This is a genomic window from Funiculus sociatus GB2-C1, assembly GCF_039962115.1.
In the GTDB taxonomy this organism is placed as follows: Bacteria; Cyanobacteriota; Cyanobacteriia; order Cyanobacteriales; family FACHB-T130; genus Funiculus; species Funiculus sociatus.
On the sequence record NZ_JAMPKJ010000001.1, the window covers coordinates 1 to 21,388 of the forward strand.

The window sequence follows — 21,388 nt, forward strand, 5'->3', positions numbered from 1 at the left end:
CTTTCTTCTTTTTGTTGTTGTTCCAGTAAAAAATTCTTCATAGGTATAGGCCGCAATCAAGAGTTTAGTACAAATTTACCACAAGTTTGTAAATCCAATAGGACTGCTATAGCATCCTAACTACCCTGGCGGTTGCTATAATTCTTCGCTTCAAGATTTTTCGCATCTTTTCAGGGCGCTATCGTAACCGTAGGAAACGATTTGGTTTGCGCTTAAACTTGATTGCTGGGCTACTCAACTATGAACTGGCACATGCTTCCTGATTCATGCAGGAGGTCTAAGGTACAAAAACGTCGAACCCCCGTTTTCGCTTGCGACCAGATATCCTCAATCCAATTCTGTTCTGGGCAATTAGGAGCAAAGCGAACACAGTGAATTTTCCATTCCTCTTCTGGTAAACCTTGGTTGATTTTGGCTAGAAAGCTCTGGGTTTCCTGGGAACGATAATATCTTGCCCCATCCCAAAAAATCAGCAATCTTTGATGGAGAGACTGGGCTAATAAATAACGCAGGTAATTAATGGTATTTTTGGAGTTACCCGCATCGTAGGCAATGAGTGCGTAATTCTCCTTCCAGATAGTCAACCGCCCCGTAGTATGTCTGCTTGTCTCGTTCATTGACTACTGGGACTGCTATTTCTTGGTCGGTGAGTCCCCAGACATATCCACTTAAGTTTCCTCAGAGCAAATGACATTCATCCACCAGTAATACTCAAGGGCAGTCCTGCTTCGATTTCCTTTCGGTGCCTTGCCCACAGGGTTTTAATCTCTTTTTTTTTAGCCACCGCCTCTGGGTCGGCTTTGGGGTTCAGTTTTGTAGTTTTTTTTCCAACTGATTCCTGCTGCCTCGAACAGCTCGTAATAGCTCTGTTTTGACTCGTAAGTTACTTCATACTCAAAAGCTAATTTATATTCGAGTTCTCCGAGTTCCCAGATATCAATCGTAAAGCAGCCAACTTAATACTTCTTAGAGCTGCTGTTGGCTCAGGTAGCTCTTCCTTCCTTTATGCTTCAGGCGCAGTCCATTTATTCCCTGTTGGTCATAAGAGATGCCAGAAGTAACCGACTTGGATGAACTGCTTTCCCTTTGTTGGCAATGCCGCCCAACAAACTTGCTTATTTGGTGTGCCGTTAATCACAAACAAGCTGGAATTCTGGCATGGGTGATAGGGTGCGCAGTGCAGAAACCTTTAAGCCCTTGTGGCTGCTCGTCAAGTGCTGGCACTGTTTGTTCTATGTCACCGATGGATGGAAGGTCTATCCGATGTTCATTGAGTTGGGCGACCAGAATTATCAGCAAGACCTATATGAGTCGGGTTGAGGGGGCGAACACAAGGGCAGGGGCATTACCTGGCACGGTAGCACCGAAAAACCTTGTACTACTTCTGCCTCAGCCCTTGATGTTGAAGTGTTCGCTTCGCTTGCTGCTCCACTATTTGAAGTATCGAACAGTTCCTCTTTTCGCTTAAATCATTACTCTTTCAGAAACTTCTGGCAAGAAAGCACTTTTTTCTTAAGTCGTAGCTGTAGGGTGCAGGCATTTTTTTTGACGTTTCCTTTTTCTCTATTATCTCCTCACCTTTGCTTGGAGCGCTATACAAGTAAATTTTAAGAGAAAATGTATATGCAATTGGTTAAGGAACCGTTGAGTGGGCAGTTAAACAAATAGCTCGAAGGTTAAAGATTTCCGGGGCACAATGGTTACCCAAAAATGTGAATCAGATGCTAAGACTTCCTGGCGCCTACCTGAGAAAACTCTTACTAGCTTGACATTCTTGCAAAACCGTGATGCACCCACTAGACACAGACTGGGTTTCAATTTTTCGGAGAAGTAAATTGTTGGCACTGGGGGCAGAAATGAGCCGAGCGTCCGGCTAATCTGATTCGTTCAATGGGTGTGTTACAGACTCGACAGGGGACACCAGCGCGGTTATAAACCCAGGCGACACCGCCATAGTTACCGTTGATCCCTTGGACGTTGAGAAAGTTACTAAAGGTTGTTCCTCCAGCATCAATACTGGCTTGCAAAACTTGAATAATTGCTTCGAGGAGACGCGCAATTTGCTTTAGGCTCAGGTTAGTACAGAGTGTTGTTGGTTGAATTTTACTGAGAAATAAAGCTTCATCGGCGTAGATGTTGCCGATTCCAGCCACCAGAGACTGATCGAGCAGGGCAGTTTTAATGGGACGACGACGATTTTGCAGTTTTAGAGCCAGGTACTCAATGGTAAAATCTGCGGAAAAGGGATCTGGTCCTAAATTCTGTAACCCAGTGATGACTCTTTCTGGAGGAGTTCGTGGGGGTACCCACCACATTTTACCGAAGGTTCGCTGGTCAACAAAACGTAATTCTTGTGAAGTGAAGCGATCGCCTTCAGCCGAATCACCTGTAAAAAACAACCGCACTCGCGTATGTTTCTGTAATGGCTCCTGCAAAGGGACCCACAGCAACTGACCAGTCATCCGCAGGTGAACCCCCAACCAGCCTGCGGGGGAAAGTTCAGCAAGCAGGTATTTACCGCGTCGGTGCCACTGGGTAATAACTGAACCTGCAACCTCAGCCAAGAAATCTACAGAGGAAAGGGGGTGGGCAATGGTGCGTTCAAGCAACACATCACCACCCCCAATTTCTTGGTTGAGGGTCAGTTTATTTAGACCCCGACGAACTGTTTCTACTTCAGGCAGTTCTGGCACAACTTAACGCGAGTCAGTTCCCTGATTGGGAGCGCCTTGTACAACCGAGCTACCTTCTCCAGACTCTGGTGCGGCAGCGGGGTTGCCATCAACAACTCGGTTCCCCTGACCTGTTCTGCGAGTACGTTCGTCGATGGTGGTTTGTTTGCCACCGGAAGCGGCCGTAGTAGTTTTCTTGGCTCCTGGCTTCGGCGCTTCAATCTCTAGCACTTCGTTCATACCAAAGTTGTTGGTATTAACACCAGCGTAGTTGACATTATTGAAGCGGACAATTACTGGATATTTGATGCCGCTTTGGTCTACGGATGCAACAGTCCCAGTATCCTGAAACCAGAAAGATTCTTTGCGGAGAATCTGAACTTTTGAACCACGTTGAACCATAAGTGTTTTTTCCCTTACGTCATTAAGCTAAAGCGTACTACTGGATCGGGACTCGCACCAACCATCTAGCCTTTAAGTTTTATTACCGCTCCCGCCAGCGCACTCGGACGAAATGCGCGGGACGCCCCCAGATGTCAGGTGTCGCGGAAATCTCATCAATTGCCAAGTTGAAGGGAATTGATGTTGTAATGTACTTTTGGGCGAGACTACCCAGGTCAGGTGTTAATTGGGCAGCAGCTGTGGCAGCGATGCCCAAACCCAAGATTTGCTCTATAGGACTGCGAGGTAGGATGAGATGGACACCCAAGGCTAGCCCGGCGGTCACGAGCATCCCGACAGACAAATTCGTGCCACAACGGGGATGCACAGCTAGGTTCCATTCGCCGCTGGTGGTGCGCTGGCGGGCGATGCGAACTGCACGATGCAACTCGGAGGTGTTAACTTGACCGTAGATGTAAAAGCCTTGGTCGGTGGATAAACCGCCCAAGGTGTCGTTGTCCATTTGACGGGACATTGAAGCACTTCTTGAGGAATATGAGTTTAAGCGATCGCTCAAAACCCAAACTGTGGCGTGTTCCAAAGCGTGAACCTGACGCAGCATCAGAATTTCTTTCAAGCCGGGAACAAAGTTTAGCTGTTTGAGTAAATCAGCATCTTGTGTGGCTTGAGGGGCGGGAGAATCAAAGCTCCAGAAGTTGCCAGTATAAGAGGAAGCAGAAGCAGTAGTCATAGATCAGAACTACTCCAAACTTGCAGATTGATTAACTGAGATGTTTTTCAACTGTAGCGTTTACGCCTGGAAGTCGTTAGGAAAAAATGGCAATCATGCAAAGGTAAAAGGAAAAAAACAAGAATTCTTCACTTTTGTCTTTTTCCTTTTCTAGGGGCTAGGAGTGTTGGGAGGCGCAGGCTGTGACGCTTCTGGAAGCGACGCGGGTCTAGGTAAGGATAATTCTATGCTGGGGCCGCGATCGTAAATTTCAATGTCCCACTGTCCCGAACGGTTAGATTCAAAGGCTATAAATCGACCATTGCCACTAATTGTCGGATGGCGGACTTCGCCTGAAATATTGTCAGTAATGACTTCAGATTGCAAGGCTTGGCGGTCATAAACGAATACATCTGGCTTGCCTCGCTCCTCGGAGATGTACACAATGTAACGACCATCGGCACTGATGTCTGGTTGTTCCTGAATGATACTGGACTGATTGAGTCCTGGTAAGTTAATCAGGCGACGTTGGCGGACATCATAAAGAAAGATGCCTCGATGGGCTTGGCGGGAGGAGGTAAAGACCAAGTAGCGCCCATCGTAGGATAGCTGGGGTTCTTGCTCGGCAGCTAAGCTATTTAAGGAGGCTCCGAGCAATTGTGGGGGTGGGGTGAGCAAGACACCATTGCTACAACTGCTCAATCCAGCGAATAATCCAACTGCTAAAACTGACAGATAACGAATAATCATTATGGCTAATGGCTAATAGCTATTGACAATTAGCCATTAGCTATTAGCCATTTTAGGAAATCACTTCATCACTAGGCGTTGGCAAGGGGCAGCAGTTAACATCATTTATACAAACCTTTCCCCACTGCAACGCCCAGCGTAGTAGTTCTACACGATTGTTAGTTTTGGTCTTGGTCAAGATATTGCTAATGTGATTATCAACTGTGCGTTTGCTGATTTCTAGCTTCTGGGCAATTTTGTCGTTGGTTAAACCACCAGAAACTAGCTCGATGATTTGCAGTTCGCGATCGGAAAGACTCGCGGGGATATGGGTCTCGCTACTGGACATAAGTATTTCTTCCTTAGTATAACTACTTATTATCTATTTCAATTTTAGAAGATCCTTGGCGGGTAAGCCCGATCCCGACTGGGATTGGGGGCTAGGGGCAAGGAACAAGGAGGACTTGGAAGAATAATTCATTCTTTATCCTTTATCCTTGGGGTAACTTTTTCCTTTTCTGGTAGGCTGAGTTTACGTACACAAGGAGTGCAGCTGTGACTCATCCCCGTGTTCTCTGCCTCGGAGAAATTTTGTTTGATTTGCTAGCCGAGCAATTGGGGCGATCGCTTGAAGATGTCGAATCTTGGACACCATACCCAGGCGGCGCACCAGCTAATGTGGCGTGTGCGCTGGTAAAGTTGGGAACGCCATCTGGATTTATTGGCTGTGTTGGTGAAGATGCGCCGGGAAACGAATTGGTAAAGTTGTTGCAGGATGTAGGTGTAGATACTAAGGGCGTACAGCGCCATCCTACGGCACCAACGCGACAAGTTTATGTTACACGCTCTTTGGAGGGCGATCGCACGTTTGCCGGGTTTGGCGAACTTGATACCACAGAATTTGCTGATACTCACCTGAGTGCGTCTAATCTGCCAGTGGCTTTGTTTGAAGAGGCTGATTTTCTAGTATTGGGGACGCTGGAGTTAGCTTATCCCGATAGTAAGGAAGCGATCGCTCAAGCGCTTAATCTCGCAGATCAGTACGATGTCAAAATTGTATTAGATGTCAATCGGCGCGATATGTTTTGGCCTGACCCTAGCGTATCTAAGCCTCTGATTTTAGAACTCTTAAAGCACGTCGATTTCCTCAAGGTTGCTGAAGAAGAAGCCGAATGGCTATTTGACACAATGGATGCTGGTGCTATTACTTATCGTCTGGACTCAGTAGAAGGCGTTTTAGTGACTGCTGGGGAAAAAGGTTGTGCATACTGTCTGGGTGAAAATGAAGGTAGGCTGGCTGCTTTTTCCGTCCCGGTGGTGGATACAACAGGTGCGGGTGATGGGTTTGTTGCTGGTTTCATCCATCAGTTGTGTCAACATGGCATCAAAAGTCTTACCGATGCAGAAATGGCTAAGCGTGTGGTGACATATGCTAGTGCGGTGGGGGCGACGTGTGCAATGAAGCCGGGAGCGATCGCTTCCCAGCCAACAGCAGCCCAAGTGGAAGAGTTTCTGGGAAAAATGAAGGATGAAGGATGAATTAATTCAGCCTTCTGAAATGCTGCTGCGAAGTTTAATTGCTAGTCGCATCGCAGAAAGTCCCGAAAGGCGCATCACTTTTGCACAATATATGGAGTGGGTGCTGTACGAACCGCAGCACGGCTACTATGCTACTAATGCGGTTAATATTGGGGCGGAGGGTGACTTTTTTACTTCCCCTCACCTGGGTGCTGACTTTGGCGAATTACTAGCTGAACAATTCGCCGAAATGTGGGATATTCTAGGGAATCCGGTGCCTTTTACCCTTGTGGAAATGGGCGCTGGTGCGGGAATCTTGGCGGCAGATATTTTACGCTATTTGCAACAACACTATCCAGAAATTTTTGAGGTTTTGGAGTACGTTATTGTTGAAATTGCCCCTGGGTTAATTTCTCAACAACAGCAAGTTTTACAGAATATGCTGGGTAAAACTGCTGCCTTAGTAAGGTGGTGTTCTCTAGAAGAAATACCGAAAAACTCTATTGTCGGCTGCTTTTTTTCTAATGAGTTGGTGGATGCGTTACCAGTGCATCAGTTTGCTATTGAAGAAGGGCAAATTCGGGAAGTTTATGTTACTTCGAGGGATGGAGTGACTTTCGAGGAAGTGACGGGCGTTCCTTCGACACCAAAGCTGACAGAATATTTTGACTTGGTGGGGATTGAATTACCTTCTAGTGTTTATGCAGATGGGTATCGCAGTGAAATTAATTTAGCAGCTTATAACTGGCTGAGTACAGTCGCCGAAGCGCTACAACGTGGGTATCTTTTAACAATTGATTATGGCTATCCGGCGACTCGTTATTATAGTCTAGGGCGGAGACAGGGGACGCTACAGTGCTATTACCGCCATATGCACCATGACAACCCTTATATAAATATTGGGCAGCAGGACATCACAGCTCATGTGGATTTTACGGCTCTGGAGCGCTGGGGCGATCGCTTGCAATTGCCAAAGTTGGGTTTTACTCAGCAAGGGTTATTTTTGATGGCGTTGGGTTTGGGCGATCGCATTGCTGCCCTTTCCACAGGGGGAGAAAATATCGTTAAGTCGCAAGGCATTTCTGGTTTACTCCGCTGTCGAGATACGCTACACCAGCTAATTGATCCAATGGGTTTGGGCAATTTTGGGGTATTGGTGCAAACCAAAGGGTTGCGGGAGGAGGAAAGGGCGCGAAGTCTCAAAGGTTTAAAAATGCCATTGATGTGATAAGTAAGCGATGCAAGAGAAAGTTTTATTTACCTTTGCACCTTCTTTGGGGGATTTTTAAATAATGGAGATCTATTTTAAAACAATTTAAATGTTATTTCTTCCTTATCAAAAACATGATATCAGAGAAAAACGGCTAAAGTCAATGCCTAACTTAACTTTTTATTTCCATTGCCACAGCAACTAAATCCTCAATTTTCTTAATATTTGGATCGCCAGCTAAATAACCAATTCCGCGATGCAAATGGAGGCGAAATTGATTAGCTAAAGTTTCTCGTTCAGTACCTAAGCCATCATTGTGACAGCGTTGTTTCAGGGCGATTAACAAAATATCAGACATTTCTCCGCCAAAGACGCGCCATGTCATCTCGACATTGCTATCAGCAGGAATTGGCACTGGTGAAGGAATACTTGGTTCGGAGAGAGAACGACAAAACGCCCAACGGCAAAGGATATTCCACTGCTCTATTTTAGTGCTGCGCTTTAGCTTAGTGAGCTGCTCTTTGGCAGTTTGGGAAAGTTTAATTCTGTCAAGTGGTGGTTCCATGAGAAAGTGGCTCGGCTGTAGTAAAAGAAGAGATATGCTTATGAGAGTGGTGACGCTCCCGCTTATGGGGGAAGCGGGAAGCTGAGTTAATTAAGTGCGAACCCCTCACAAGGGTCGTCCCTTTGGAACATCGCTGGTATATTCTTTACATTTAAGCAGGAGTTCTTAAAGATTGTGCAAAAAATGACTTGATCGATTGCACAGTTATGGTGAGCGAGTCAATAATGGTGACATAGGGAATTTACCCAAACGTACTCAAATAAGGTTTCAGAGGCGGGTTTCAAACCCCGCTTCTTCTGTTTAATTTTGTAGCCAATCCCAGGTTAAGCGGACTCGGTTGGATGAGACGGCGCGAGGTTGGATTAGTCCCAGAAATAACCTGGTTCTATTACCGTCTGCTGTTTAGCGGAGTCGTATTTTAAGAGATATTCACGAGCGATCGCTTCATTTTCGTGCAATTTATCAACCTCATTTTTTCCTATCTCAGTATCAGTAGAAAGTAATATTACCTGATGACTGGCTGAGGGAAAGTATCTCTCTACCAAATTAGCTCTATGTGAGGAATCTAAACGTCCGAGAGGCGTATCAATTGCCACTGGCAAATTGCGCCCGGAAACCCGCGCTAATCCCCACAGAAAACTGATGGCTAGTAGTTGTTTCTCCCCGGCTGAAAGGCGATGTTTAGGTACTGACTTACCCTGTAAATCGTAAAGGGAAAGGCTGAAGCTGTTGGTGTCAATTGCCACGCGATGCACTAAATCTGATTTGTGCAAAAGATATCGAAAACACTCTGTCACCTCAACTTCTAATTTATTGAGTTTTCTCAACGTCAATCGTTCGCGGAAAACCTTGAGTGTTTCTTGAACTTTAGCAGATGCAGCAATAATATGCTCGTTATTTTTTCGATCAATATTTTGCTCAGTATATTGTTTTAAGTCCTTTTTTAACTTAGCGATCGCAGCGTCTAATTCAACTAAACGACGATTAGCTGTTTCATATGCGGCCTTAGCTTCAGCAACTTTATTTTGTGCTTCTTTAAGTGCTACAAGCAGATGATTATAATCTTCAGGTGATGCAGCAGTCTGTATTTGCCTTTCCAGCCTTATAATATCTTCTTCTTTATTTTTAATAATTCCTATTTGCTGCTTTGCGAGATTTTTGGCATTTTGCAAGTAGTAAAGGATATTACCCAATTGGCTCAAGCTTTCAGTATCAGCTAATAACCACAGTTTTTCAGGCTGGATAAAATGTGAATTCAATGTATCTACATCTTGGTCAAGAAAAGTTTTAATTTTTTCAATTTCTTCTTCTGAAATACCCACCTGACTAATCCAATTCAGCAGGCGCTTATCCCGTTCAAACAATATATCCCGTGCATTTTGTGCCTGTTGAATGCGAAATTCTTTTTCTGCTTGGGTTTGTGCCTGAGTAAGTAAAGGTTCAATCAAGGCTAGCGGTAAAACATCTGCCGCTAAGTCACACATTCCTTGACGAGCTTCATCAGCTTCCGCTGTCTTTTGGTGACGCTGTTTATCTAGCTGGCTACGTTCTCCTGCAATTTTACCTCCTTCAGATATGAATTTATCAAAAGCTTCTTGCTGCTCTTTTTCGCTTTCATCCAACTTCTTTTTTATAGTCTTTAAATTTCCTATTTGCCCATCATATTCTTCTTGTTGGTGCTTTAGCTTTTGTTCCATCTCCTCTAAGTTGGCTAAGTCTTGAGTATCTGCCAGCTCCTTACGTTTGCGGTTGACTAATATTTCTAAATCACTGGATAAACGTTCAGCCAGTTCTAGCCCTAAAAGTCCGCGAATCGCATCAACTACAATAGGTGGGGGTGTTTCCTGTTCTGCAAGTTCTTTAACTTGTTCGCCATCAAATAGAAATAAGTTAGAGATCCCTAATGGCAGTAAATTTTCAATATAATCGTCCCAAGTATTAACTAGCTCTATTCTTAGCCAATCGTCCTTTTTGGCGATATCTAATTCCAAAATTCCTAAATGGTCTTTACCATCTTTAGGATTTCTTTCCCAAGTTCTTACGATGCGGTAAATTACAGGTTTGTCATTTTCAATGTGTTCAAAAGCCAACTCAACGCGGGTTTTTTCAGATGGTAGAGTGTGGCTGTTAACGCACTGGGAGAGAAAATCGCTATAGCTCAAGTTGCCGCGAGTGGAACATTGAGCGCGATGTCCATAAAGCGCGAGGCGAATAGCATCCATTAAGGTAGTCTTTCCGCCGCCATTCATCCCACCTAATAAAATAATTGGGCGACGAGAATTGTCATCAACTTGTGGATAAAGATTGATAACTTGATGTCCGCGGTAGGGGCCAAAATTTTGCAGTACGAGTTCAAGAAATATCATTTGACAAATGCCTTGGCAAGTTTCTTCCAGGCTCAGCGTGGGAATGTACTCAGGAAGCTGGAGCCTCCCGAAATTTAATTATTTGCCAGAGCCTAAACGTAAAGGTTTCCCAGTCAGAGTCTGGGAGGTCAGTTAATTTCCATCATCTATATTTCTGGCTTGGAATTTGATACTTGCCCAAGTTTCTTGTTTTACAGTTTCACTGTTATCTTCATCGACAGCATCCCCCAAGGTTAGCTGTTTTACCTTGGGAATATTGCCTTCATGAACTGCTGTTTTTAGATCGCGTTTCAAGTGGGCGTTTTTTATCGCTTCTTCTGGCGATCGCGAACTCGTCTCAAAGCATTTCTCTAGAGTGTCGTATATCCCGACGCGGCGAGACTTCTTGCGATACTCGTGTTCTGTGCCTAGCAGCTTCGCGATGAGTTCCAAGTGCATCTTATCGTCGTCGCAGATTTCCTCTAGCACAGCCCATTCATCGCTACCTAATAAACTATTGCCAGCACCAGGACGCGGATCTTTGAAAGGTTCGCCTGTGACTTCCTCATAGATGCGAGGTAAACTATCATCAAACTCGTGTCTTTCTTCTAACCAGATGCGACGAATTTCGCTCATTTCTTCTATTGTAATTAGCGTAATGTCACGCATATTTTCTGGTGCTGTGCGCTGGATTTGTGTTTGAACAGTAAGGAGTTTTCTAAGCCAATCCTCCCGCGCTTCTTTAAGATAGGGGCCAGGAATAGGCTCAACCGATATCTCACCCTCTAAGTTGCGCTCATAGAGTTGCACTTCACCAGTTCTCCGCCGGAAATCACGGCGCTCACGGTTTTCTTCAGCATCTAATTCCATACGGAAATCAAGTAGAGGTTGCATCCACTCTTTCTCTTCGTCATTCTGAATCATTGCTGTCAGTGATTTATCCTGACTAACCATTGTGCAAACCCAGCAACCAAAACGAGAGCTACCACAACTAGGAGTAGATGTATCAACAACTAAAGGACATTCATTATCAGCGGTAGCACCCCGATACAGGGCGAATAAGTCTTTGTTACTGTATCCCCAAGGGTTTTGCCACTGCATTAGATAAATCCAAACTTCGTCGTTCTCCCAGTCTTCAATAGGGCTATAAACCAGGGAGTTGGGCAAGTTCATGTTAGGGCTGAGGTGATCGCGTACCCGTTGAGCTTCCATTTTTTTCATTCTGTTAGCACGTTTTGTGCTTTCAGCTTTGCGAGTACCCAAGACAAGAATGGCTTCACCGCTGGAGCGAATAACATTACGAATAAAGCGGTTAGAGGGATTAATTTTGAGGCGTTCTGTACACCAGCGAAATTTTCCTCGCGGCGCTGGATACCCTTTACCAATCAAACCTACCCAAAATGTCTCTTTGAATTCTGGTTGTAGCAGATGGGGTTCAAAGGGCAGTCCTTGCGCTTCAGCCTCAGACTTCATCTGTTTAAGGGAATTGCGTACCCAGGCAGCAACTATTGGGTTCTCTACCAGCGTGTCTGTTGTGATAACATATATCGTCTTAGTCCGCTTTTCGGGCGGGAGGGAAGCGATCGCATTCCAGATCAACTGTAAGGTTGCACTAGAATCTTTCCCGCCACTATAGCCGACACACCAAGGTATTTCGTCTAAGCAGTATAACTCTTGGATTTCAGTGGTGAGAGCTTGGATATCATCCACTAATTCTGCCACAGTACGCGCTGGCTGATTTTTATTTTCTTGCTGTTGCGTTGTAGCCATTTCTCCCTACCTACCAAAACATGAGTATTCTTCACCCAACAATATCTACTGCAAGGGTAACTTCTGTATTTTAAAGCTTAAAGGTTTTTAAAAACCTATATCTTAGCACGGACTTTTTTAGAAAATTAAGCTGTACTACCCCATACTCTGAAAGCCAATCACTATGAATGACAGTGCATTTGACCCGACCGCTGATGTCCCTAGCGAATACCAGAAGGGGGAAATCCGAGATCAACAGATACTCGCTGTCCTGCTGGAGAACTATCTTGGGAGGAACGATCAGATTTTCGTTCAGAAAACTGAGATGGGTGGTATTGAGGCTTATGTAGGCTCTGTCACCCTGGAATGGTTTGCAAATCGGGTTAACTTCGCCTCTTGCTTACCCCTGCTTCAGAAAAAATACAATCCAGAGACGGGTAACATCGAGATTGACGCGGATAGCATTGATGAAATTCAGCAGCGTCCGCTTGATTGGTCGCGTCAAGCACCCCTAGTGCAGTATTTGGCGGCTCGGAAAAATCACAAGTTTCCGCCAGTTCTCGTAGTTATTAACCAACCTTGGGTGGATACTCCCAAAGCTGGTGAGTGGGATAGCCACAGACGAGCCACAAAATCTACTACCGAATTCACGCCACTGGATAAAGATGGTAAAGTCGGTTTGCTCAACCTTTCTGAGGCGGATGTAACCGTTTATGCGCTGGATGGTCAACATCGACTGATGGGGGTGCAGGGTTTGATGGAGTTGATTAGAACTGGTAAACTCCAACGGTACAAAAAGGATAAAACTCCTTACGACACTTTCATTACGCTTGCTGACTTGATAGAACAGTATCAAGTCGAACCTGCTTATCTGCAAAGCTTACCCAAGGAAAAAATTGGTATTGAGTTCATCTGCGCGATCGCTGCTGGGGAAACCCACGAACAAGCAAGGCGACGGGTGAGATCGCTCTTTGTTCATGTCAACCTGATGGCTACACCTTTGAGCAAAGGACAGTTAGCACAGCTGAATGAGGATGATGGGTTTTCGATTGTTGCTAGAAAAATCGCTGTAACCCATCCGCTTTTGCAACAGCACTCAGATCGCAAGCCCCGCGTTAATTGGAATAGTGCGACTGTTGCAGCGAAGTCAACGGTTTTGACGACGTTACAAGCTCTCAAAGAGATGTCTGAGCGATATTTGGGGCAAAAATTTCCTCACTGGAAACCCTTGGAAAAAGGTCTAATTGCCATGCGGCCGGAGGATGAGGAACTGAAGGAGGGAATAGAGGATTTTCAGAAGCTTTTCGATAATTTGGCAAACCTTCCAAGTTATCAGATACTCGAAGACATGGATACGCCGGAATTACGACGCTTCAGCTTTGAGAAGGATGGCGGTGAGGGAAATATGCTTTTCCGTCCTGTTGGTCAAGTGGCTTTAGTTCAAGCTTTGGGAATCTTGGTATTTAGGAAAGGTTTATCGCTGGAAGACATTTTTAAGAAGCTGCGGAAGTTCGACCTGGAAGGCGGATTTAGTGGTATGGAGTACCCGCAATCTCTGTGGTATGGGGTTTTATATGACCCAAATAAAAAGCGGGTGCAGGTTTCTGGAAGGGATTTGGCGGCGAGGTTAGTAGTTTACATCTTGGGTGGAATTCAGGATCAGATGGAACGTGCGGAACTTCGCAAGGCTCTGGCTGATGCAAGAACTATTGAAAAACAAACGATGGGCTTTGATGGTAAGTTTGTTGAACCGAAAGCAGTAGGGCTTCCACCAGTCCTTTAACACGCCGAGTCAATGGGGTGTTTCTGAGTATGGAGTAGTTCCGGGTAAGACTTGGATCTCAGATACACTCCAATCAACTAAAATTAAACATGAAGTCTTTTATGTTAATCAATGAATGGTACTAATCCAGGACAGGAACTACGCAACTTTTTAAAAGAGCTTTATCCTCATAATTATAACAATACAGATTTTAAGGAAATAGAATCTTTTATTTCAGAAATTGACAGCGCTTTAATAGCTAATGGTAATTTTTTTCAAATAGTTTATGAAAGCAGTATAAATTATATGGTAAGGAGATTTATAAATACTGCTGAGTATTTAAAAAGGAAGTATGAATCAGACGAGTTTCCACCAGAAAAATTTGTAGAGGAGCTTAGACGTTTCATTATAAAAGCAACCCGTATTCCACGAGACAAAACCGAAAAACTTTTAGTTTTATTACAGGCTTGTCTTCAGTCAAAAGGCAGAAAAGTAAAACCACCTCGTAAGAAACGCCTGCTCAAAGAATATCAGGCTAAAAATGAACTGCGTTGTTATATTTGTGGCAAGGATTTAGATGAACAGGAATCAGAGATTGAACATATATGGCCAAGAACGATGGGTGGTGCTACTGAAGATTTCAACCTCAAAATATCTTGTTCTATTTGCAACGATAAAAAACAGCACTATATTGATGCAAGTGACTTTCACTATGAACAAATATGCTTGGTAAGTGATAAGAGTGATGAAAACTTTTCTAAGGAAATGAAAAAAGAGTATAGAATAGCGGTATGGGCAAAAAGTGATTATAGTTGCACAGTATGTGGAGAGCCAGCTTCAATTGTGGGTACATTAAATTTTGGTCGCATCAACCCAGATGACAGCTGGCACTTTCTTAACACTGAAGCCTATTGCGATGAACATACTCCAGAATAAGTTTTTAACTAGACATAATGAGGAGGTTTTTGTGGAAGATAGAATTTACTTTGGTTGTTTTGTAAGGCAACGCATAGATAAGAATACTACTCCTTTCTTTGTATTTTATGCTCGTGTAAAAGATATTAAGCAGTGGGCTAGAGTTCGGCGAGTGGAAGATTCTACAGACGGTACCCAACGCTTGTTACGAGAAACTAGAAGCAAGGCAATAACTAGATTTGTAAAATCTGGCTTCAATAATACCATTCCTAATAATATTCTTTTGGCATTTGAGCCTGACAAAGCAAAATTTTCTTCTTTAGAAGAAAAGTTATCTGGATGTCTTTCTGAAGCTAACTTTCATAATGGTTGTGAACAACAGATGGAATGGGGAACACTTGAGTTCTCCTGTAATACTTCTGGAAATGACTATTGTGCATATGTAGTAGATGGACAACATCGCCTCTATGGTTTGTCAGAGTTTGATTCTGAAGATTTACCTATACTTGTTGTGAGCTTGGTCAATGCTAGTATAGAAGAACAGGCATTTCAGTTCATAGTGATAAATAATAAAGCTGTAAGAGTTCCTACAAATAATGTTAAGGCTATAATTGCTAATTTAAATGAAGAAGAACTTCAAAATCGCCTTTTAAAAGCGGGCGTAAAATATGGAAATACATCACCTACACTCCGAGATGTCAATGATCTAGATATAAGCCCTTTTCAAAATTTACTTAAGTGGCCATACAATAAAGAGGGTAATCAATTAGTTGAAATTGCAGCAATAGAACAATCTATAAAATATTTAAGAGCAATGTTTACATTTTTGGATGAGGATGAAGATTCTTTAGTTGAGATTTTTTGTGCTATATGGCGAGTTATAAAAGACAACTATACAGAATTATGGGGTAAAGAAAACACATTCATGAAGAAAGTAAATATCAATGCCTTGAATGAGTTCATTACTGATCGTTTGAAGTTTGCATGGGAATTAAGCCTTGTAGATATTTTTAATTCTGAACAATTAGAAACACAGGTTTTACATATTGTTAAATTACTTCCTCAAGAGTTTTGGAAAGCAGAATGGACTATTAAGCTTCAAGATAGTGCTAATGTGAGAAAACAAATAAAAGAAGATTTGTCAACGTTAGCAGACAATTGCAGGCTAAGAAGGCCTTGGAACGAAGATTTAAATTTACCTATAACAGAAGGGTAATGACCCAACGATTTCAAAGATTAGTTCAAGACAAAAACTTGCTCAAGTCAAATTCCTCGTCTTGCTGCTCTTTGTACGTTCGTTCATAACTTAAAAATAATAAAATTCGCTCTGAATAATCTACTGATCCGCGCAACTCATTTTGCAGGATCTCTAGTCCACCATTAGCGTACTCTTCAAAGATATGATTGCGTTTAGCTTCATATTCTTCTTCATTAAGGGATAAAATTTTTATATCTTGAGTTTCAGTAATGCCTAATAATTTGATTACCCAATCATGACCCATTGTTGCAAAATACTCTAACCTAATGGGAGAAGGTTCTCTTTTAGAAATTTCCCCTAAAGGTACACGCTTTTTATGCTTTGCACCTAAAGCTGCTGCAAACACGATCGCATCAGCATAGGTTTGGAAAGGTCCTGTTGCACCATCTGCCGATGTTAAAGCCTTCACTAAATCTGCTTTATCTTTAGCAACTCTAATTCTGCCCGTTTCAGCCATTTTATAAATATATGGTTTTTTGACATCTTAACTGAAAGCTGGAAGCGATCGCATTCTCCCAAAATACGCGATCGCATCCATCACCCAAATAACGCGATCGCTATCCCCAAGCCGTATTTAAACTTTTATAACAAATGTGTCAGAAGTTTTTGAGGATGCGATCGCATTTGAATCATCCTGCCGTTTTCACAGTCAAAACCTGCGGTGGAGTAGAATCTGGGGGATAAAGAAAGTCTACCCGTACTTGCCTTTTTTCGCCTGGTGGCATCTTCAGCGTTACCAGCGGTTCACCAGGTTGTCCGCGTCGCTGTACCAGATGAACGTAGCGCGTTTTTCCAACTTTATTATCATCACTATAACTTACCCTCACTGTACCTCTAAAAAACACTTGATTAACTCGTGGATTTAAGAACAGAAGCCTGTCTCTACCACCTTCATCTTTCAACGGTGTTTGTACCGATACAGTAACAGTTTTGGTTTGATTTGTAGAGTTATTCAGGGGTAAACTAAGATTGTATTCTACTCCATAGTTACTATGGGCAAAATATGCCGTATCCGAATATCTAGCTAACATCGGAGCGCTTTGAATTTGCCCAGTACCAAGGGTAATTAAATGTAGAGTACCTAAAGGATAAGAAATTGCTTTTCCTGGTGGAGGAATGCTCAAATCCGAACTATTATTATCAGTAATTTGAGCCTGCCACTGCGCCCCTTGAGAGACACCCGCCACGCGACTGAAAATGGTTGGTTCTCTGGGCGGATCTAAAGGCGTGGGAACTGGATCGCGCTTTCCTGCTAAACTGCCTGTATCGAGTAACTTTTGCCACTCTGCTAAGGTGGGCGGACGACTGGAATTCTTGGCTAAGTTGGCGACATAGACAGCGCGATCGCTCGACAACCGCATCATCGTCGTGCGACCATTTGATGAAGGAGCCTGCACTGGAATTGCCCGATTCATCAACATTACCGATTGTCCAGGGGGTACTACCAACTTTTCGGGAAAATTCGACTGTCTAACTCCCCGCAACACATCATTCATAGTACGACTGCCAGGGCCAGAATAGACTGTTCCATTGGGATTTTCTACGATGTCGGGTAAAGCTATAAAAGGCGCTTCTGGAGTAGAGAGATAACTAGCAGCTTGCAACACTTCCACAGTGGCGGGTTGATCGCCTGGATTGTGGACAATTATGCCTTGATATAAAGTGCTATTTTGAGTTTCCGATCTGGCGATGTGGTGAGAAAATATATCAAATCGCCCTTGAAAGGGAAAGTTTAAATGTGCTTGGGGTACTTGTTTACCAGTTGGGGGAAAGGTAGAAAGCAAAATACCTTCAGTTGTCACAAGTTCGGGGCTATTACTATTAAACGTGGGAACGGTATCGAGTTTTCCCGGTAAAGTCCGCACTTCCATCGGTTGCACTTCCACCCCGGCGATGTATTGTGGCGGTACAGCATATATATTTAACGCCCGGCACATCAACGCTGCGACTTCCCCACGAGTGGCAGTTTGATTAGGTTTTAGCTGTTTGACATTAGGATAGTTGACGACGATGCTGTTAACTGCGGCGGATGCGATCGCATTCTTGGCATATTCTGGAATCTGTGCGGCATCGTTAAAATACTGCCCAAGAGTTTGAGTCGGATTTTCCGGGATACTATAATTTTTAGCACCAGCCACAACGCCTACAGCTTGCGATCGCGGGATAGCTTGGTTGGGTTGAAAAACTCCGCCTGGATAGCCGGAAAAAAAGCCTCGTCTGTAAGCATTTTGAATTGCATTATGCGCCCAGTAACTCGTAGGCACATCTTTAAAACTCGTGCCATTGCGCTTTATTGGTGCATCGGGAAAAGCATTCAGCATCAACACGGCAAATTCAGCGCGAGTGATAGTAGCGTTGGGGCGAAAAGTGCCATCTGGGTAGCCACTGACTAGCTTTCGCGGTGCCATCTGGCTGATACATTCTTTCGCCCAATGGCTGTTAATGTCACTAAAGGCGGCTTGATTAGGAGTTGCGATCAATAGGGAAGCGAAAAGCAGGGAACCAACGAAAGGATGTGTTAGGACTTTGAGACTTTTACTCATGAAAATGTTTTTATGTCAACTAAAATAAAAGAAGTATTTTTACGCTTTCTCGTTCCCTTACTTAAGGCTGATAACGAGGGAAGGAATGCGATCGCGCTGTTTTAATTTTTGCTAAATCTTTGGAGTAACCAGCGAGTAATTGCCCCATCATCCTCTGTTTGACTCCGTTGCAGTGCTTCTTTAACTAAAGCTATTTCTAATCCTGGTAATACTAGCGACTCGTGTATTTCACCGCTGCGTCCTTCAGAGATAGAGAATGCGATCGCATCCCTTAAATTAGCATCAACAACCCAATATTCCCCTACTCCCGAACGTTCGTATAATAACCGCTTTCGCCCCAAATCATCACTAATAGTAGATGCACCGATTTCTACCGCCAACGTAGGGGGATCGTACTCATTCAAATCAACAGGTGAATTAGTTTCAGGAGGTATCTTCAATTCCGAACCGATGTAGAAAGCCAAGTCAGGTTGAAATTCATCTAAACCTGCTTTTCTAAAACTGGTATTTGTGAACACAACAATTGGAATATTTTTAATAGTTGCATAAAGAAGAATAATGTAGGAAACAATTGAATTTTGTCGTCCGTGTCGAGGCCCTACTGCTGCCATTTCAATCCTCATGTACCCTTTATGGTAATAGAACCTTCCTTTGTCATAATCTGGGCTATTAGCAAATACTAAAAACTCATCCCAACTGGCTTTTACCCAGGTATCTGTCACCAAATCCTGCACATTAGGCGCTGAACTAGAAACCATAATCGACCTCTACAATTTCCGTATATTCAAACTCATTCGGGCTTTGCCGCACCAAAGAATATATATTTCCATTTATCTCAATTGAATCTTGTTCGCAGTCAGGTTTAGAAGAATAATAAATCAATACATACTCTCTACCTATTCTATCGGCTATTTCTTCGGCAACTTCACCCCGCCACTGAGTTTTTGTCACCAACACTACCAATTGATTTGCTAATTTTGGAATTATCTTAGCAATTTGTCGCCGATAAATTTCATCCAAACTGCCAAACGGAGAATCCATCACAATCGGGAAGGTGTTGCTGTCTGGAACCATCAGCATTTTGTTTTGGCTCCATTCTCGCACCTTGTCAATAATGCTACCGATAAACGATAGACTGAGAATTTGATTTTCGCCCGTAGAAGCCGCAACAGGAGCATCTAAACCTGCGGTATTTTCCACTAGAGTCAGCTCGTATTTCTCGCTAATTCTGGGGATGTAAGGCGTAAAAGAAATGTCCGTAAATATTTGTTGTACTCTTTTCTCTAACTCTAAGCGAAACTGTTGTTCTTGCAATATCTTCACTTTCGTTAAACGTTCAATTGCCTCTTGAGTTGCAGCAATGCGTCGCTGAGCTAATGCTTGCTTTTCCTCATTCATTTTATGTTTAGAAATTTGTTTCCCTAAGTCTTCAATTTCAGCTTTTAAATTTATAACTTGCTGCTGATTTCCTCCTTGATCTAGCGTTAGCTCTAAAATTCTGGATTCAATTTCATCCAACCGTTTTTGTAGGTTGCGAATATCATCACTTGGATCTTTTCTCAATTTTTCTTGAATTTTATCTAATTCCGCTTCTATCTGAGAAATATCTTGTCTAAATTTACTAATATTAGCTTGCTCTCTGTCAATTTCTTCCCAAAAAGCCGGAGCTTGCTTATCAATTTCATCTACCTGAGCTATCATGCGAATTGCTGTTTCTTCTACAGCCGCAATTCCCGCTTTATCTAGCCAACCGCTCACATTTGCATGAGCATGATTTCCATCGTGCAATTCTCCACCACAAATACAGCGTTTAGAGTTCAGTAAATCTTTAACAAATTCTCGCGAAATTCCAGTCGTTAACTCGCCTCGCTGCTTCAAATTATCCACAATTGTCCGAAATTGAGCGGTGGTTTCCGATAGCAGTACCGTATATCCCCGCGTAGAAATTGCTTTTTTCAGTGCTTCCTTGCTTCTTTTAAGGTTTTCTAGGTTGGATGCTTTCAGGTTTTCTAATTCTTGCCGTCTTTCTTGCAACTGTTTAGCTGCACTAAGTTCGCGCAAACGGTGACTGGTTTCTTTTTTTAAGGTTTGTTGGTTTGACAATTCTTGGATTATCTCATGTTGACGCTGGGCAAGTTGTTCGCTTTCCTTTTCGAGTTTTTGTTGCTGTTTTAATAGTTGTTTGGTTTCGGAGTCGCCAATCGCTTCTAACTCACTTCTGAGAGTTTTTTCAGCTTCTTTCAGATGCTTAATAGAGTTATTTAACACTTCCACACCCAGAAGCTTTTTAGTAGCTTCGGCAATTTCGGCTTTTTTATCAGAGCGAACTATTTGTTCAATTCGCTCTCCGTCAAAGAAAAAATACTGATGCAAACTACCTGGTAAAATTTGATTAATTATATCTTCTGGATGTTCTCGCGGCAGTAACCAGCGCCCATCATCTCCAGCTACATACATCAGTAATTGACTTTTGCCAGCTTCAAAGTCAGTTTCATTTTTATAAACACGGCAGAGGCGTTGAGCTTGATAGCGTCTACTGTCATGTTCCCAGCCAATTTTTACCCAGCATTCGACAGCTTCGCCCGATTTCGCTTCTGCGATCGCTCTCTTATTCACTAATTGCTCAACTGAGGCAAAAGCCGCGCTAAATTTCTCGTACAGCACCCAAGAAAACGCATTTAATAAACTGGTTTTTCCGGCGCCGTTGTTGCCATGAATAATAGTAGTATTGCGAACATCTCCACTGGCTAACAAAATTTCTGGTGTCTTGCCATAGAAGGAGCGAAAGTTGCAAAGTTTGATTGAAGTAAGCTTCATTTTACAACTTCCTTTACAATTGCTAAAATATCATTATTAATATGTCCAAGACTTTTCTTATCTAGCCTGCCTTTTTCTAACTGGCACACTCGTTCGATAATTTGTTGCACTTCCGGTGAAGCTGACTTTATTGGCTCTTGCACATCATTTGTATTCGCTTCGTTTGTCATTTTTATGCCACCCTGAAAGGTTAC

The 21,388-nt window shown here is 43.2% G+C and carries 18 protein-coding genes and 4 pseudogenes; 8 read left to right on the forward strand and 14 right to left on the reverse strand.

The features are described from left to right. Positions 1-146: 146 nt before the first annotated feature. A pseudogene (locus NDI42_RS00005) lies at positions 147-263 on the forward strand (IS5 family transposase); the annotation flags it as partial. 15 nt (positions 264-278) lie between these two features. Here the strand turns inward: NDI42_RS00005 and NDI42_RS00010 are convergent. Then, a pseudogene (locus NDI42_RS00010) lies at positions 279-1,047 on the reverse strand (IS630 family transposase); the annotation flags it as partial. On the opposite strand from NDI42_RS00010, the pseudogene NDI42_RS00015 reads away from it, so the two are divergent. After that, positions 1,046-1,468: pseudogene (locus tag NDI42_RS00015) on the forward strand (IS1 family transposase); the annotation flags it as partial. The pseudogenes NDI42_RS00010 and NDI42_RS00015 overlap by 2 nt on opposite strands. A gap of 169 nt (positions 1,469-1,637) precedes the next feature. Beyond that, positions 1,638-1,769 (forward strand): annotated as a pseudogene (locus tag NDI42_RS28855) (ISKra4 family transposase); the annotation flags it as partial. A 45-nt stretch (positions 1,770-1,814) separates the two neighbouring features. Here the strand turns inward: NDI42_RS28855 and NDI42_RS00020 are convergent. The 5 genes from NDI42_RS00020 to pedR all read right to left on the reverse strand — a co-directional run bounded on the left by NDI42_RS00020 (position 1,815) and on the right by pedR (position 4,861). Further along, complete coding sequence (locus NDI42_RS00020) at positions 1,815-2,693, reverse strand: DNA-formamidopyrimidine glycosylase (RefSeq protein WP_190453801.1); 879 nt, start codon at positions 2,691-2,693, stop codon at positions 1,815-1,817. A gap of 3 nt (positions 2,694-2,696) precedes the next feature. Beyond that, positions 2,697-3,074 carry a photosystem I reaction center subunit IV gene (locus NDI42_RS00025; protein WP_190427657.1) on the reverse strand — a complete coding sequence of 126 codons (378 nt, stop codon included), beginning with the start codon at positions 3,072-3,074 and terminating at the stop codon, positions 2,697-2,699. An 82-nt stretch (positions 3,075-3,156) separates the two neighbouring features. Continuing rightward, positions 3,157-3,804: a DUF6391 domain-containing protein gene (locus tag NDI42_RS00030; protein ID WP_190453803.1), complete on the reverse strand. Its 648-nt coding sequence runs from the start codon at positions 3,802-3,804 to the stop codon at positions 3,157-3,159. A 150-nt stretch (positions 3,805-3,954) separates the two neighbouring features. Further along, complete coding sequence (locus NDI42_RS00035) at positions 3,955-4,533, reverse strand: TolB family protein (protein WP_190453806.1); 579 nt, start codon at positions 4,531-4,533, stop codon at positions 3,955-3,957. A gap of 52 nt (positions 4,534-4,585) precedes the next feature. Further along, positions 4,586-4,861 carry a photosynthetic electron transport-dependent transcriptional regulator PedR gene (pedR, locus tag NDI42_RS00040; RefSeq protein WP_190427666.1) on the reverse strand — a complete coding sequence of 92 codons (276 nt, stop codon included), beginning with the start codon at positions 4,859-4,861 and terminating at the stop codon, positions 4,586-4,588. Between the two features lie 206 nt (positions 4,862-5,067). On the opposite strand from pedR, the gene NDI42_RS00045 reads away from it, so the two are divergent. Together NDI42_RS00045 and NDI42_RS00050 are read left to right on the forward strand one after the other, a co-directional pair. Next, a complete protein-coding gene (locus NDI42_RS00045) occupies positions 5,068-6,051 on the forward strand; it encodes a PfkB family carbohydrate kinase (RefSeq protein ID WP_190453809.1) in 984 nt (327 codons plus the stop codon). Then, on the forward strand, positions 6,041-7,258 hold the full coding sequence (locus NDI42_RS00050; RefSeq protein ID WP_242017587.1) for a class I SAM-dependent methyltransferase: 1,218 nt from the start codon (positions 6,041-6,043) through the stop codon (positions 7,256-7,258). Before NDI42_RS00045 ends, NDI42_RS00050 begins: the two co-directional genes overlap by 11 nt. 154 nt (positions 7,259-7,412) lie before the next feature. On the opposite strand, the gene dndE is transcribed toward NDI42_RS00050, so the two are convergent. From dndE to dndC, 3 genes are all read right to left on the reverse strand, one after another. Next, the gene (dndE, locus tag NDI42_RS00055; RefSeq protein WP_190453812.1) at positions 7,413-7,805 is read right to left on the reverse strand and encodes a DNA sulfur modification protein DndE; all 393 of its coding nucleotides are present in this window, start codon (positions 7,803-7,805) and stop codon (positions 7,413-7,415) included. Between the two features lie 362 nt (positions 7,806-8,167). Further along, on the reverse strand, positions 8,168-10,171 hold the full coding sequence (gene dndD, locus NDI42_RS00060) for a DNA sulfur modification protein DndD (RefSeq protein WP_190453814.1): 2,004 nt from the start codon (positions 10,169-10,171) through the stop codon (positions 8,168-8,170). 132 nt (positions 10,172-10,303) lie between these two features. Continuing rightward, positions 10,304-11,920 (reverse strand): DNA phosphorothioation system sulfurtransferase DndC, encoded by a 1,617-nt coding sequence (gene dndC / locus NDI42_RS00065; RefSeq protein ID WP_190453816.1) that lies wholly within the window; start codon positions 11,918-11,920, stop codon positions 10,304-10,306. Positions 11,921-12,083: 163 nt separating this feature from the next. Here dndC and NDI42_RS00070 point away from each other — a divergent pair, with 163 nt between their 5' ends. From NDI42_RS00070 to NDI42_RS00080, 3 genes are all read left to right on the forward strand, one after another. Continuing rightward, on the forward strand, positions 12,084-13,682 hold the full coding sequence (locus NDI42_RS00070; RefSeq protein WP_190453820.1) for a DGQHR domain-containing protein: 1,599 nt from the start codon (positions 12,084-12,086) through the stop codon (positions 13,680-13,682). Positions 13,683-13,793: 111 nt separating this feature from the next. Next, positions 13,794-14,597 carry an HNH endonuclease gene (locus NDI42_RS00075; protein ID WP_190453824.1) on the forward strand — a complete coding sequence of 268 codons (804 nt, stop codon included), beginning with the start codon at positions 13,794-13,796 and terminating at the stop codon, positions 14,595-14,597. A gap of 31 nt (positions 14,598-14,628) precedes the next feature. Next, a complete protein-coding gene (locus NDI42_RS00080; protein ID WP_190453827.1) occupies positions 14,629-15,792 on the forward strand; it encodes a DGQHR domain-containing protein in 1,164 nt (387 codons plus the stop codon). Between the two features lie 25 nt (positions 15,793-15,817). Here NDI42_RS00080 and NDI42_RS00085 read toward each other — a convergent pair whose 3' ends face one another. The 5 genes from NDI42_RS00085 to NDI42_RS00105 form a co-directional block, all read right to left on the reverse strand. Further along, positions 15,818-16,291: a DNA phosphorothioation-associated protein 4 gene (locus NDI42_RS00085; protein WP_190453831.1), complete on the reverse strand. Its 474-nt coding sequence runs from the start codon at positions 16,289-16,291 to the stop codon at positions 15,818-15,820. 172 nt (positions 16,292-16,463) lie between these two features. Further along, positions 16,464-18,377: a DUF3370 family protein gene (locus NDI42_RS00090; protein ID WP_190453833.1), complete on the reverse strand. Its 1,914-nt coding sequence runs from the start codon at positions 18,375-18,377 to the stop codon at positions 16,464-16,466. Positions 18,378-18,478: 101 nt separating this feature from the next. Further along, positions 18,479-19,135, reverse strand: a complete 657-nt coding sequence (locus tag NDI42_RS00095; RefSeq protein WP_190453836.1) for a Uma2 family endonuclease — start codon at positions 19,133-19,135, stop codon at positions 18,479-18,481. Then, positions 19,125-21,194 carry an AAA family ATPase gene (locus NDI42_RS00100; protein ID WP_190453839.1) on the reverse strand — a complete coding sequence of 690 codons (2,070 nt, stop codon included), beginning with the start codon at positions 21,192-21,194 and terminating at the stop codon, positions 19,125-19,127. The genes NDI42_RS00095 and NDI42_RS00100 overlap by 11 nt, the downstream gene beginning before the upstream one ends. Next, the gene (locus NDI42_RS00105) at positions 21,191-21,364 is read right to left on the reverse strand and encodes a hypothetical protein (protein WP_190453842.1); all 174 of its coding nucleotides are present in this window, start codon (positions 21,362-21,364) and stop codon (positions 21,191-21,193) included. Before NDI42_RS00105 ends, NDI42_RS00100 begins: the two co-directional genes overlap by 4 nt. Positions 21,365-21,388 lie beyond the last annotated feature (24 nt).